Origin of the sequence: Amphibiibacter pelophylacis (genome assembly GCF_037688875.1) — a bacterium.
Taxonomy (GTDB): Bacteria; Pseudomonadota; Gammaproteobacteria; order Burkholderiales; family Burkholderiaceae_C; genus Amphibiibacter; species Amphibiibacter pelophylacis.
Window position 1 is genome coordinate 56,085 of sequence record NZ_JAWDIE010000008.1, and the last position, 13,223, is coordinate 69,307.

At 68.4% G+C, this 13,223-nt stretch carries 14 protein-coding genes; 5 read left to right on the plus strand and 9 right to left on the minus strand.

The features are described 5' to 3' along the window. The first annotated feature begins 4 nt into the window (after positions 1–4). Positions 5–298, plus strand: coding sequence for a copper-binding protein (locus RV045_RS06600; protein ID WP_423234983.1), 294 nt, complete (start codon positions 5–7; stop codon positions 296–298). Here the strand turns inward: RV045_RS06600 and RV045_RS06605 are convergent. From RV045_RS06605 to RV045_RS06645, 9 genes are read right to left on the minus strand one after another with little or no spacing between them, the layout of a single operon-like run. Beyond that, a complete protein-coding gene (locus tag RV045_RS06605) occupies positions 282–818 on the minus strand; it encodes a YqaA family protein (RefSeq protein ID WP_423235077.1) in 537 nt (178 codons plus the stop codon). The two genes, RV045_RS06600 and RV045_RS06605, sit on opposite strands and share 17 nt — an antisense overlap. Positions 819–847: 29 nt before the next feature. Further along, on the minus strand, positions 848–1,504 hold the full coding sequence (gene pth, locus RV045_RS06610; RefSeq protein ID WP_423234984.1) for an aminoacyl-tRNA hydrolase: 657 nt from the start codon (positions 1,502–1,504) through the stop codon (positions 848–850). Then, positions 1,501–2,484: a metal ABC transporter solute-binding protein, Zn/Mn family gene (locus RV045_RS06615; RefSeq protein ID WP_423234985.1), complete on the minus strand. Its 984-nt coding sequence runs from the start codon at positions 2,482–2,484 to the stop codon at positions 1,501–1,503. Before RV045_RS06615 ends, pth begins: the two co-directional genes overlap by 4 nt. 11 nt (positions 2,485–2,495) lie before the next feature. Then, positions 2,496–3,395: a metal ABC transporter permease gene (locus RV045_RS06620; protein WP_423234986.1), complete on the minus strand. Its 900-nt coding sequence runs from the start codon at positions 3,393–3,395 to the stop codon at positions 2,496–2,498. Beyond that, on the minus strand, positions 3,395–4,300 hold the full coding sequence (locus RV045_RS06625; protein ID WP_423234987.1) for a metal ABC transporter ATP-binding protein: 906 nt from the start codon (positions 4,298–4,300) through the stop codon (positions 3,395–3,397). The genes RV045_RS06620 and RV045_RS06625 overlap by 1 nt, the downstream gene beginning before the upstream one ends. Beyond that, positions 4,297–4,455 (minus strand): hypothetical protein, encoded by a 159-nt coding sequence (locus RV045_RS06630; RefSeq protein WP_423234988.1) that lies wholly within the window; start codon positions 4,453–4,455, stop codon positions 4,297–4,299. Before RV045_RS06630 ends, RV045_RS06625 begins: the two co-directional genes overlap by 4 nt. Positions 4,456–4,513: 58 nt before the next feature. Then, positions 4,514–5,137, minus strand: coding sequence for a thermonuclease family protein (locus tag RV045_RS06635; protein WP_423234989.1), 624 nt, complete (start codon positions 5,135–5,137; stop codon positions 4,514–4,516). Next, a complete protein-coding gene (locus RV045_RS06640; RefSeq protein ID WP_423235078.1) occupies positions 5,134–6,027 on the minus strand; it encodes an LOG family protein in 894 nt (297 codons plus the stop codon). Before RV045_RS06640 ends, RV045_RS06635 begins: the two co-directional genes overlap by 4 nt. A gap of 14 nt (positions 6,028–6,041) precedes the next feature. After that, the gene (locus RV045_RS06645) at positions 6,042–7,532 is read right to left on the minus strand and encodes a S41 family peptidase (protein WP_423234990.1); all 1,491 of its coding nucleotides are present in this window, start codon (positions 7,530–7,532) and stop codon (positions 6,042–6,044) included. 267 nt (positions 7,533–7,799) lie between these two features. Between RV045_RS06645 and RV045_RS06650 the strand changes: the two genes are divergently transcribed. The 4 genes from RV045_RS06650 to RV045_RS06665 are packed head-to-tail and all read left to right on the plus strand — an operon-like array spanning position 7,800 to position 13,212. Next, positions 7,800–8,489, plus strand: coding sequence for a TetR/AcrR family transcriptional regulator (locus RV045_RS06650; RefSeq protein ID WP_423234991.1), 690 nt, complete (start codon positions 7,800–7,802; stop codon positions 8,487–8,489). Between the two features lies 1 nt (position 8,490). Beyond that, positions 8,491–10,290: an acyl-CoA dehydrogenase C-terminal domain-containing protein gene (locus RV045_RS06655; RefSeq protein ID WP_423234992.1), complete on the plus strand. Its 1,800-nt coding sequence runs from the start codon at positions 8,491–8,493 to the stop codon at positions 10,288–10,290. A 54-nt stretch (positions 10,291–10,344) separates the two neighbouring features. Continuing rightward, a complete protein-coding gene (locus RV045_RS06660; RefSeq protein WP_423234993.1) occupies positions 10,345–10,776 on the plus strand; it encodes a DUF2147 domain-containing protein in 432 nt (143 codons plus the stop codon). Between the two features lie 21 nt (positions 10,777–10,797). Beyond that, entirely contained in the window at positions 10,798–13,212 is a 2,415-nt protein-coding gene (locus tag RV045_RS06665) for a 3-hydroxyacyl-CoA dehydrogenase/enoyl-CoA hydratase family protein (protein ID WP_423234994.1), read from the plus strand. The last annotated feature ends 11 nt before the right edge of the window (positions 13,213–13,223 follow it).

A 13,223-nucleotide genomic window follows, 5' to 3' on the forward strand; every position in this document is an offset into this window, starting at 1 on the left:
CGGCATGAGCATCCTGAGCAAAACAATCGGCGCCGTGGCGGGTCTGGGGCTGGCGGTGGCGGGCACGCTGGCGCACGCCGAGACGGTCAAGGGCCAGGTCACCAAGGTCGATCCGGCCAGGAACATGGTCACGATCAAACACGGGGGCATTCCCTCACTGGATCAGCCGGCCATGGCCTTTGCCTTTCAGGCCGACGCGGCGGCCATCAAAGGGCTGAACGAGGGCGATACCGTCACCTTCACCCCCGAAAAGGTCAACAACCGCTTTGTGGCGGCCAACCTCAAAAAAGGCGGCTGAAGCCCCACAGCAGCGCGCTGGTCATCAGCACATAGCGCACGAACTTGCCGAGGGCCATGTACAGCACGCAGGGCCAGAACGGCAGGCGCATCCAGCCCGCCACCGCGCAGATTGGGTCGCCCACGGCGGGCAGCCAGGCCAGCAGGCAGGCTTTGGGCCCCAGTTTGTGCAGCCAGGCGCGCGCCTGGCGCTCCCAGCGGCTTGCGCGCCGGCGGCTCGGCGCAGGAGGGGGGGGCTCGCCGCACGGGGCATCCGCCCGCGCCAGCACATGCCGCCGCCGCGCGGCCTGCCAGGCGTACCACGCGCCCCGGCCCATCCACCAGTTGATCGCGCCGCCCAGGGTGTTGCCCACCGTGGCGACGAGGATGGCGGGCCAGAACAGTTCCGGGTTCAGCTGGACCAGGCCAAACACCACGGGCTCCGAGCCCAGCGGCAGCAGCGTGGCCGACAGCGTGGCCACCACAAACACCGTGGTCAGACCCAGCTTGGGCAGCGCCATCAGCGCCAGCAGCTGGCCCAGCCAGTGCGGCAGTTCGGCCAGTTCGGCGCTCATGCCGCAGGCGGATCTGCGGGGCCTCCAGGCGCCGCGACGGTCCTGGGCGCTGGTGGCTTTTTGGGCTTGGGTGGCGAGGCGTGAATCAGCCGCGTCGCCGCCGCCATGTCGCCCGCGAGCAGCGGGGGCAGGGCTTCCATGCTTTTGGCGATGGCGGCGTCCAGCGCCTCGCGCTGGTCTTTGGGGGCGCGCTGCAGCACCCAGCCGATGACGCCGTCGCGGTGGCCCGGGTGACCCACGCCCAGACGCAGGCGCCAGGTGTCGCTGCCGAAGTGCGCCGCGATGTCGCGCAGGCCGTTGTGCCCCGCGTGACCACCGCCCAGCTTGAGCTTGACCTGGCCGGGCGGCAGATCAAGCTCGTCGTGGATGACCAGCGTTTCTTCCGGGCTGATCTTGAAAAAGCGCGCCAGCGCCGCCACCGATTTGCCCGAAGCGTTCATGAAGGTGTGCGGCTGCAGCAGCCAGACACTCTCGCCCGCAACCTGCGTGCGGGCGACCAGGCCGAAGTAGCTGCGCTCGGGCGCCCAGCGCGCGCCCAGTACGTCAGCGGCGCGCTGTACCCAGGCGAAACCGGCGTTGTGGCGCGTGTCGTCGTACTCGGGGCCCGGGTTGCCCAGGCCGACCAGCAGGCGCAGGGGGCGGGGTGCGCTCATGGCTGGATCGGCGGCTGGGGCGTGGTCTCGAGCGCCGCCAGAAGCGTGCTGGCGTTGGACGCGACCATTTTTAGATAGCTGTCGGCGGCGCTGCCTGGCGCGGAGAGCGCGTCCGAGTACAGCGTGCCGCCCACGCGCACGCCCGATTCGCGGGCGATCTGGTCGATCAGGCGCGGATCGCTGATGTTTTCCAGGAAGAGCGCCCGCGCGCGGCGCTGGCGCAGCTGGGTCACGGCGCGTGCCACCGTTTTGGCCGAGGCGGCGCTGGCCGAGGTCCAGCCCGTGAGCGGAATCAGGCTCAGGCCGTAGTTGTGGCCGAAATAGCCGAACGCGTCGTGCGAGGTGACGATGCGCCGCTGCGCCGCCGGAATGGCGTTGAAGCGCGCGCGAATGGCCTGGTCCAGCTTCTCCAGCTGCGCCAGGTAGGTGGCGGCGCGCGCCTTGAAGGCGGCGGCTTGCTGCGGCCGCGCGGCGCTCAGCCCTGCGGTGATGTTGCGCACGGCGATCATGGCCTGGCGCGGGTCCTGCCAGTAATGTGGGTCTTTGCCGCCGTGATCGTGGGCGTGGTCGCTGTCGTCGTGGCTCTCGGCCTCTTCAAAGCCGTCCAGCGCTTTCACGCCCTGGCTGGCGATGATCAGATGGCCCTGGAAGTGGCTGGAGGTGATCAGACGCTGCTGCCAGCCCTCCAGCCCCAGGCCGTTGAGCACCAGCACCTGCGCCTGCGCCACGCGCTGCGCGTCACGCGGGCTGGGCTCGAAAACATGGGGATCGCTGTCCGGCCCGATCAGTGACTGCACCGCCACCGCGTCGCCGCCCACCTGCTGCACCCAGTCGCGCAGGATGGTGGTGCTGGTCAGCACCTGCAGCGGGCCGCTGGCGGGGGTGGACTGCGCCAGCGCCAGGCCGCCATGCGCCAGCAGCGGAAGAGCAGAAAGCGCCAGCAGCGCCCGGCGGCGCGACACGGATTGGAGAACAGACATTTTCGACATCGTCAGACTTTCAGGTGGCGTGTGCGCGAGAGGCGCACGCGCAGGCTGTCGCGTTGCCCCAGCCCCAGCGACAGGGCGTAGACCCCGCCCGCCACAAGAACGATGGCGGGGCCGGAAGGCAGCTCGAAGTGATAGGACAGCAGCAGGCCGCTGGCGCCGCACAGCATGGCCAGGCTGCTGGACAGCAGCCACAGGCGCGGCACGTCGTTGACCCAGAAACGCGCGGCCAGCGCGGGCAGCATCATCAGGCCGACGGCCATCAACGTACCCAGCGCCTGGAAGGCGGCGACCATATTGATCACCATCAGGGTCAGGAAAATGTGGTGCGTGCGCGCCAGCGGCTGGCCCTGCGCGGCCAGGAAGGCGGGGTCCACGCACGAGATCAGCAGCGGGCGGTAAAACAGCGCCAGCGCGACCAGCGTCACGCTGCTGACGCAGCCGATCAGCAGCAGCGCGTCGTCGTCCACCGCCAGGATGTTGCCGAACAGGATGTGCGTCAGATCGACGCTGGTGCCGCGCACCGAAATCATCAGCACGCCCAGCGACAGCGCGACCAGATAGAGCGCGGCGAAGCTGGCGTCTTCTTTCTGCGAGGTCCAGCGCGTCAGCAGCCCGGCGCCCAGCGCCACGACCATGGCGGCGATGAAGCCGCCTGCGCTCATCGCCCAGATCGACAGCCCCGCGCCAAAAAAGCCCATCGCGGCGCCGGGCAGCATGGCGTGGGCCACGGCGTCGCCCAGCAGGCTCATGCGGCGCAGCACCAGCAGCACGCCCACCGGCCCGACGCTGAGCGCCAGCACGCAGCAGGCCACCAGGGCGCGGCGCATGAAACCGAAATCGGCGAAAGGCTGGATCACCAGGGGGTAGATCACGCCCTGCCAGAGAGAGAAACCGTCGCTCATCAGTCCTGCACCTCGCACCAGGTGGAGGGCTCGACCCAGCGCTGCGCCATCGTGCGGGCGCGCTGCAGGTGGGTCTCGGTCAGCACCGCGTCGCTGGGACCGAAGGCGATGCGCTCGCAGGCCAGCAGCAGGGTCTGCGGAAAATGCCCGCGCACCTGCGACAGGTCGTGCAGCACGGCGACCACGGTGCGGCCTTCGCGGTGCCAGCCCGCAATCACGGCCAGCAGATCCTGCGCGGTGCGCTCGTCCACGGCGGCAAAGGGCTCGTCCAGCAGCATGATGTCGGCGCGCTGCATCAGCAGCCGCGCAAAGAGCACGCGCTGGAACTGCCCGACCGACAGATCACTCAGCGCCCGCCCGGCCACGCCGTGCAGGCCGACCTGGTCCAGCGCGTCCAGGGCGCGCTGCTGGGCCTCGCGCCAGCGCGTTCGGCCTTCACCCCACCAGGCGCAGCCGCGCCACCAGCCCAGATCGCGCCAGGTGCCCATCAGCACGAGATCGAGCACCGACATCGGGAAGCTGCGGTCGATCTGCGCCTGCTGCGGCAGGTAGGCCCAGGACAGCGCCGGGTCGATGCGGACCTGGCCGGTCGAGACCGGCACCTGCCCGGTGATCGCAGACAGCAGCGTGGATTTGCCCGCGCCATTGGGGCCGACGATCGCGGTCAGCGAGCCCCGCGCCAGCGCGCAGCTGACGTGGTGCAGCGCCGGGCGCACGCCAAAGCTCACCGTCACGCCCTGCACGGCGACGGCCGTGTCGGTGGGCGCGAACAGCCCGGCGGCTTCGGCCTGATCGGGGCTCAAGTGTTCGTGGTGATGTTCGTGGCGGTGGTCGTGGTGGTGACCGTGATCATGGGCGTGATCGTGTCCGTGACCGTGACCGTGGCTGTGCACCGGCGCGTTCATGCGTCGCTCCAGGCCCAGGCGATGGCCGCCCAGACCAGCGCCACCAGCGCCAGCGCCAGCGCCAGACGCGCCCAGGCGGACAGCATCAGCACCGTGCTGTGCGGGCGCAGCGCGGGCGGCTGCGGGGAATTAGAGGGGGGATTCGTCGGGGCCATGTCTGCAAGCGGGCTGCCAGTGTGAGCACTGATTCTGATTGTAGGGATGCTGTCAAGCTCAGCAGGGGCCGTGCGTGCGGCGGAAATCCCAGGGCGACTGCGCCAGCGGGTCGGCGAAGACACCCAGGCGCTGCTGCTGTGCCCGCGCCTGGCGGGAGGCAAAGCCTGTATCGCCCCGGGGCTGGCCGGTGGGCTGGCTGCCGGTCCAGTGCCAGGCCAGGCCTGCATCAAGCAGCGCGGCGTTGACGGACAGCCCGTCCAGATGCACCGTGGCCAGCAGGCGGCCGTAGCGGTCGGCCTGGCAGGCGTTGGTCAGGGCGATGCGACGCCCCGGCGGCAGCCAGCCGCGCAGCGCCTGCGTGGCCTGTGCGCCGCCACTCTGGCACGTTTCGGGGGCGTCCAGGCCCAGCAGGCGCACCGAGGTGCTGCGCGGTTTGCCGCTGGCCGTTCTGGCCGCCGGTTCACCGTCCAGCCAGACGCGGATCGTGTCGCCATCCGACACGCGATCCACCGTGGCCCAGCGCAGCGGGCAGGCGGCCAGGGGCGGTGTGCGGGCGCTGGCGCGCGCAAGGCCGGGCGCTTCGGCCCCCAAGCCAGGCCGGGACGATGGAACAGACTGCGCCGCCGAGCAGGCCGCCAGCAGCAGCGTCAGCGCCACGGCGGACAGCCGGGCAGCGGTCATACGTCAGTGGGCGCAGGCGGGGCGCTGAGCAGCTCTTCCAGCCGGTAATCGTTGATCAGCCAGTCCCAGGCCTGCTGCGCGGTTTCCACAAAGTGGAAAAGCGACAGGTCTTCGGCGTTGATCATGCCGGTTTCGACCAGATGATCGAAGTTCAGCACCTTGCGCCAGAACGATTCGCCAAACAGCAGGATGGGGCGGCGCGTGCATTTGCCGGTCTGCATCAGGGTCAGCGCTTCGAAGAGTTCGTCCAGCGTGCCAAAGCCGCCGGGGAAGCACACCAGCGCCACCGAGCGCATCAGGAAATGCATCTTGCGCAGCGCGAAGTAGTGGAACTGAAAGCACAGCTGTGGCGTGATGTAGGGATTGGGCCGCTGCTCGTGCGGCAGCACGATGTTCAGGCCGATGCTCTCGCCGCCCGATTCGTGCGCGCCGCGGTTGCCGGCTTCCATGATGCCCGGGCCGCCGCCGGTAACGACATAGAGCTTGTTGGGCCAGCGGCTGCCCGCCTGCGTGGCGATGGCGGCGAGCTGGCGCGCCTGCTCGTAATAGGCGCTCATCTCCAGGCCCTGGCGGGCGCGGGCGATGGCGGCGCTGTCGCTGCCGCTGGCCAGCGCCTCATCCAGCCGGGCCTGTGCGGTGGCAGCGTCGGGGATGCGCGCGCTGCCAAACAGCACCAGCGTGGCGCTGACGCCGTGGTCCTGCAGCAGCAGCTCGGGTTTGAGCAGCTCGAGCTGCACGCGCACCGAGCGCAGCTCGCGCCGCAGCAGGAAGGGCTGGTCGGCGTAGGCCAGTGTGTAGGCCGACTCGGGGCCGTCGTAGCCGTCGGGCGGCTGAGCGACAGCGAACTCGTCGCTGGCGTGCGGGAAGTTGTGCGTGGGCGGGCGATCCATCATGTCAGCGGGCCTCAGGGCTTGGTCGCAGGCGCGGCGGCTGGCGGGGCGGCGGGCTTTTTCGCGTCCGGGGCAGGCGTGGCGCCGTCATCGTCCTTCTTCTGGGGCGGGCGCTCGACCTGGGTTTTGCTCGTGACCACGGGCTTGCCTTGCAGGAAGTTCAGCGCCTGTTGCAGCTGGAAATCCTTGTCGCTGCCGTATTCGGGCGGCGGCTCGGGCGGCTTGGCGCCGGATTCCATCTGCGCTTCCAGTTTCTTGCGCGCGGCCTCGCGGGCGGCTTCGCGGGCCGGATCGACGACCTCGTTCTTGCCCTGCAGGTGCTTGTCCAGATCGGCCTCGCGCAGGCGCAGCGCGGCGAACTGCGAGCCTTCCAGGCTGTCGTCCACCTTCACGTCAGGGATGATGCCCTGCGCCTGGATGGAGCGGCCCTTGGGCGTGTAATACAGCGCCGTGGTGAACTTGACGGCGGTGTCCGCCGAGAGCTGGCGCACGGTCTGCACCGAACCCTTGCCGAAGGTCTGCGAGCCCATGATGGTGGCGCGCTTGTAATCCTGCAGCGCGCCCGACACGATCTCGCTGGCCGAGGCCGTGCCTTCATTCACCAGCACCACCACCGGCACCGTTTTGAGCACCTCCGGGATGCCCGCCAGCGGATCAGGCCCGCGACCGGCGTAATCTTTGGGATCGGCCGCGTAGCTGGCCTTCGATTCAGCGATCTGGCCATTGGTCGTCACCACCACCGATTTGGGCGGCAGGAAGGCGGCCGAAATGGCCACGGCGCCATCCAGCAGGCCGCCCGGGTCGTTGCGCAGATCCAGCACCAGGCCTTTCAGGCCGGGCGACTGCTGCACCAGCTCCTGCGCCTTGCGGGTGAAATCGGCCACCGTCTGGTCCTGGAACTGGCTGATGCGGATCCAGGCGTAGCCCGGCTGCACGATGCGGCCGCGCACGCTTTGCACGCGGATGGTGTCACGCACCACCGTCACAGTGAAGCTGCGGTTCTCGGATTTGCGGTAAATGGACAGCGCCACGCGCGTTTTTGGCTCGCCGCGCATGCGCTTGACGGCCTGATCCAGCGTCAGGCCCTTGACCACCGTGTCGTCGATGCGGGTGATCAGGTCGCCCGGCTTGAGCCCGGCCTTGAATGCGGGCGAGCCCTCGATGGGCGACACCACCTTGACCAAGCCGTCTTCCATCGAAATCTCGATGCCCACGCCGACAAAGCGGCCCTGCGTGGCTTCGCGGAATTCCTTGAAGCTCTTGGCGTCGAAATACTGCGAGTGCGGATCCAGCCCGCTGACCATGCCGGAGATGGCGTTGTCGATCAGCTTGCTGTCGCTGACGGGCTCGACGTAATCGGTCTTGATCAGGGCGAAAACATCGGCAAACTGCCGCAGCTGCAGGTGGGGAACCCCTTGGGCGATGGCCTGGAGCTGTGTGGTGGCCAGCGCTCCGGCGACCACGCCGACGGCCAGTGCGCCCGCCAGTTTTAACTTGGAACCCATGTGTGTGCCTGTGTTGAAGCGACCCCAGGGCCGCGCGGTTGTTGGGGTGCAGACTGTGCTGCAGAGCAAAAAGTCTAACACCGCCCCTGCGGCTCTGGGGGAAACCCTGGCGCGGGCCGCCCCTGTGCGGTGTGCGGGAGTGCGCACGGCCCCGCACTGCGCGCGGTTTCGCTGCGGGAAAGCCCTGCCATCGGTACTTCTTGGCTTGCCAGCAGCGGCTTTCTATGCAAAATAGCACGACCGTTCGAAATTGGGATTCTCTTCGGCATGACCCAGACCCCGCCTGTCCGCCGCCGTCCGCCGCGCGCCCACGCCAAGGGCGAGAACACGCGCGCCCAGATTCTGGACACCGCGCTGCAGATGGCCACGCGCACCGGGCTGTCCAGCCTGTCGCTGGGTGCCATCGCCGAGCACACGGGCATGAGCAAATCGGGCGTGTTCGCGCACTTTGGCTCTTACGACGACCTGCTGATCGCCGTCATCCGCGAATACCACCACCGCTTCGAGCAGGAGATTTTCCGGCCCGCGCTGCAGCAGCCGCGCGGCCTGCCGCGTCTGCAGGCGCTGTTCGATCTGTGGCTGGACCGCGTGGCGCGCGAGATCGACGCGGGCTGCCTCTATATCAGCGGCGCGGTCGAGTTCGACGAGCGCCCCGGCCCCGTGCGCGACGCGCTGGTCGCGCTGGTGCGCGCCTGGCAGCAGGCGCTCAGCCACGCCATTGCGCTGGCGGTGCACGAAGGCCATCTGCCTGCCAGCACCCAGCCCGACCAGCTGCTCTTCGAGCTGCACGCGCTGGTGCTGGCCGCGCACCACAAGGCGCGCTTCCTGGGCGATGCCGACGCCATGCCAATGGCGCGCCAGGGCTTTGCCCGCATCGTGCAGCGCACGTTGCACAGCGGCCCGCCCGATTCCGCCAGAACGATTTCCCCCATCCCGATGACCGCAACCGGAGACTGACATGCCTGTGAGCTACACCCCCCCGATCCGCGACATGCAGTTTGTGCTGCACGAGCTGCTGCACGCCACCGACACGCTGCGCGCCCTGCCTGCGCACGCCGAGGTCGACGTGGACACCGTCAATGCCATCCTGGAAGAGGGCGGCAAGTTCGCTGCCGGGGTGGTGCTGCCGCTCAACCTGCCGGGCGACGCCCAGGGCTGCCGCCTGGACCGCGACACCCACGCGGTGACCACGCCCGATGGCTTTGCCGACGCCTACCGCCAGTACGTCGAGGGCGGCTGGCCCTCGCTGTCCTGCGATCCGGAGCATGGCGGACAAGGCCTGCCGCACACGCTCAACCAGTGCTTTTACGAGATGCTCAACAGCGCAGGGCAGGCCTGGACCATGTACCCCGGCCTCTCGCACGGCGCCTACGAGGCCCTGCACGCGCACGGCACCGAGGCGCAGAAAAAACTTTACCTGCCGCGCCTGACCAGCGGCGAGTGGACGGGCACCATGTGCCTGACCGAACCGCACTGCGGCACCGACCTCGGGCTGCTGCGCACCAAAGCCGAACCTGTGGGCGACGGCACTTACCGCATCACCGGCCAGAAGATTTTCATCAGCGCGGGCGAGCACGACATGGCCGCCAACATCATCCACCTGGTGCTGGCCCGCCTGCCTGACGCCCCGGCGGGCAGCAAGGGGATTTCGCTCTTTGTGGTGCCCAAGTTCCACGCCAGCGCCGACGGTACCCTGGGCGAGCGCAACGCCATCCACTGCGCCGCGCTCGAGCACAAAATGGGCATCCATGGCAATTCCACCTGCCAGATGGTTCTGGACGGCGCCATCGGCACCCTGGTCGGCGAGCCGCACAAGGGCCTGGCCGCGATGTTCGTCATGATGAACGCCGCGCGTCTGGGCGTGGGCTGCCAGTCGCTGGGCCTGACCGAAGTGGCTTACCAGAACGCCGTGGCCTACGCCAAAGACCGCATCCAGATGCGCGCGCTGACCGGCCCCAAGGCGCCCGATCAGGCCGCCGACCCCATCCTGGTCCACCCCGATGTGCGCAAGATGCTGCTCACCGCGCGCGCTTTTGCCGAAGGCGGCCGTGCGCTGCTGTGCCACACCGCATTGCGCCTGGACGTGGCGCTGGCCAGCGACGACGAGGATGAAAAGCAGTCCGCCGCCGACGAAGTGGCGCTGCTCACGCCCATCGTCAAGGCCTTTCTGACCGACAACGGCTGGCTGGCCACCAGCCACTGCCAGCAGGTTTTTGGCGGCCACGGCTACATCCACGAATGGGGCATGGAGCAGTTTGTGCGCGATGCGCGCATCAACATGATTTACGAGGGCACCAACACCATCCAGAGCCTGGACCTGCTGGGCCGCAAGGTGCTGCTGGACAACGGCAAAAAGCTCAAGGCGCTGGGCAAGACGGTGCAGGAGTTCATCGAAGACGCCGGCATCCGCGAGGACATGCAGGAGTTCGTCAACCCGCTGGCCGATCTGGGCGACAAGGTCAGCAAGCTGACGATGGAAATCGGCATGAAGGCCATGGGCAACCCCGACGAGGTGGGCGCTGCGGCGGTCGATTACCTGCGCGTGGTCGGACACCTGGTGTTTGCCTACCTGTGGGCGCGCATGGCGCAGGTGGCGCTGGACCGCCAGGCCGCGGGCGATACCGACCCCTTCTACACCGCCAAGCTGCACACGGCGCGCTTTTACTTCGCGCGCCTGCTGCCCGAAACCGCCAGCCTGATCCGCAGCGCCCGCTCGGGCAGTGGCGCGCTGATGGCCATGGACGCGGCGCTGTTCTGATCCACAATCCACCGAACCCGGCCGGATGATCCGGCCTCCTCCAGGAGACGATTCATGAAAAAGATTCTGATGGCCAGCGCCCTGCTGGTGGCCTGCAGTGCCTACGCCCAGTCCAGCCCGGCGGGCACCTGGAAAACCATCGACGACGACGGCAAGACCGAGAAATCGCTGGTGAAAATCAGCGAATCGGGCGGCGTCTTCACCGGCGCCATCGACACCGTGTTCGACAAGAGCAAGGCCGACGCGGTCTGCACCAAGTGCGACGGCGACCGCAAGGACAAGCCCATCATCGGGCTGCAGATCATCCGCGGCGTCAAGGCCGACGGCGACAACAACTGGGCGGGTGGCACCATCGTTGATCCGGTGTCCGGCAAGGAATACAAGGTCAAGATGAGCCTGAAAGACGGCGGCAGGAAGCTGGACGTGCGCGGCTACATCGGCATCGCCGCGCTGGGCCGCACGCAGACCTGGATCCGCGCCGAATAACCCCCTGACACTGGAGCTTTCATGAACCGATTCCAAGTCCGCAAAGTCGCCGTTCTGGGCGCGGGCGTGATGGGCGCGCAGATCGCGGCGCACCTGGTCAACGTCAACGTGCCCGTCATCCTGTTTGATCTGCCCGCCAAAGAAGGCCCGAAGAACGGCGTGGTCGACAAGGCCATCGCCCACCTGAAGAAGATCAAGCCCGCGCCGCTGGCCGACGCGAGCATGGCCGACCGCATCCAGGCCGCCAATTACGAAGAGCATCTGGACCTGCTGGCGGGCTGCGATCTGGTCATCGAGGCCATCGCCGAGCGCATGGACTGGAAGCTGGACCTGTACCGCAGGATTGCGCCACACGTGGCGCCGCACGCCATCCTGGCGTCCAACACCTCGGGGCTGTCGATCAACGCCATGGCCGCCGCGCTGCCCGAGGCCATGCGCCCGCGCTTTTGCGGCATCCACTTCTTCAACCCGCCGCGCTACATGTACCTGCTGGAGCTGATCGCCACCGACCTGAGCGACGCCACCGTGCTGGACCAGCTGGAAACCTTCGCCACCAGCACGCTGGGCAAGGGCGTGGTGCGCGCCAAGGATTCGCCCAACTTCATCGCCAACCGCGCGGGCGTGGGCAGCATCCTGTCGGTGATGACGCAGGCTGAAAAATTCGGCCTGACCTACGACGTGGTCGACGATCTGACCGGCAAAAAGCTGGGCCGCGCCAGCAGCGGCACCTTCCGCACCGCCGACGTGGTCGGGCTGGACACCATGGCGCACGTCATCCAGACGCTGGAAGACAAGCTGCCCAGCGACCCGTTCAAGGCGCTGTATGCACGCCCGGCGGTGCTCAAAACCCTGCTGGACGCGGGCGCGCTGGGGGCCAAGAACGGCGCGGGCTTCTTCAAAAAGGTCGGCCGCGACATCCTGCGCTTTGATCCGGCCACGGGCGACTACGTGCCGGGCGGCGCCAAGGCCGACCCGCTGATCGACCGCATCATCAAGAAACCCGCCGCCGAGCGCCTGAAGCTGCTGCGCGAATCCAGCCACCCGCAGGCGCAGTTCCTGTGGGCCATTTTGCGCGACAGCTTCCACTACGCCGCCGTGCACCTGGAGGCCATCGCTGAAACCGCGCGCGACCTTGATTTCGCCATGCGCTGGGGCTTTGGCAACCGCCAGGGTCCGTTCGAGATCTGGCAGGACGCGGGCTGGGCTCAGGTCGCGGGCTGGATCAGCGAAGACATCGCTGCGGGCAAAACCCTGTGCGACGCGCCCCTGCCCGCCTGGGTCAGCAGCGGCCCGGTGGCCGAGGCGGGCGGCGTGCACACCCCGGCGGGGTCGTGGTCGCCGTCGCGCAAAGCCTTCGTGCCGCGCTCTGATCTGGCGGTTTACCGCCGCCAGCACTTCCCCGAGAACGTGCTGGGCAGCGCGGCGGTCGATCCGCTCACGGCGGGCACCGAGGTGTTCCGCAGCCCCGAGCTGCGCGTCTGGACGCTGGACGGCGAGGTGCTGATCGCCACCATCACCTGCAAGCTCAACCTGATCAGCCAGGAGGTGACCCAGGGCCTGGCCAAAGCCGTCGAGCTGGCCGAGAGCGGCTACCAGGGCCTGGTGATCTGGTCGCCGGGCAGCAACGGCGCGCCCAACGAGACCTTCTTCTCCGCCGGGGCCAACCTGGAAGGGCTGATGCCGGTCTTCATGAGCCAGGGCGCCGCCGGCATCGCGCCGGTCGAAAAAGAGCTGCAGGATCTGATGCTGCGCGTGCGCTACGCCAGCGTGCCCGTGGTGGCCGCGATCCGTGGCATGGCGCTGGGCGGCGGCTGCGAGCTGTCGATCTACTGCGCGCGCCGCGTGCAGGCCATGGAAAGCTATATGGGCCTGGTCGAAATGGGCGTGGGCCTGCTGCCGGGTGGCGGCGGGCTGACCTACATCGCACGCCGCGCCAGCGAAATGGCGCAGGCCGTGCCCGGCAGCGATCTGGTCGCCTGCCTGAAAGAAGGCTTCACCGCTGCGGCCACGGCCAAAGTGGGCACCAGCGCGCTGGAGAACCGCCACCTGGGCTTCGCCCTGTGGTCCGACGTGATCGTGCCCAACAAGGACGAGCTGCTGTTCGTGGCCATCAACGAAGCCAAGGCCATGATGGCCAGCGGCTACCGGCCGCCCCAGCGCGCGCGCATCCAGGTCGCGGGCCGCAACGGCATCGCCACCATCAAGGCCTCGCTGGTCGGGATGCGCGACGGCCAGTTCGTCACCGGGCACGATTTCCACATCGCCAGCCTGATGGCCGAGGTGGTCTGCGGCGGTGACATCGACGCCGGACACAGCGTCAGCGAAGAGTATCTGATGGCCCTGGAGCGCCAGCACTTCTGCGCTTTGCTCACCCACCCCAAAACGCAAGAACGCATCATGGGCCTGCTGCAGACCGGCAAGCCCGTGCGCAACTGAACCGCCGACAA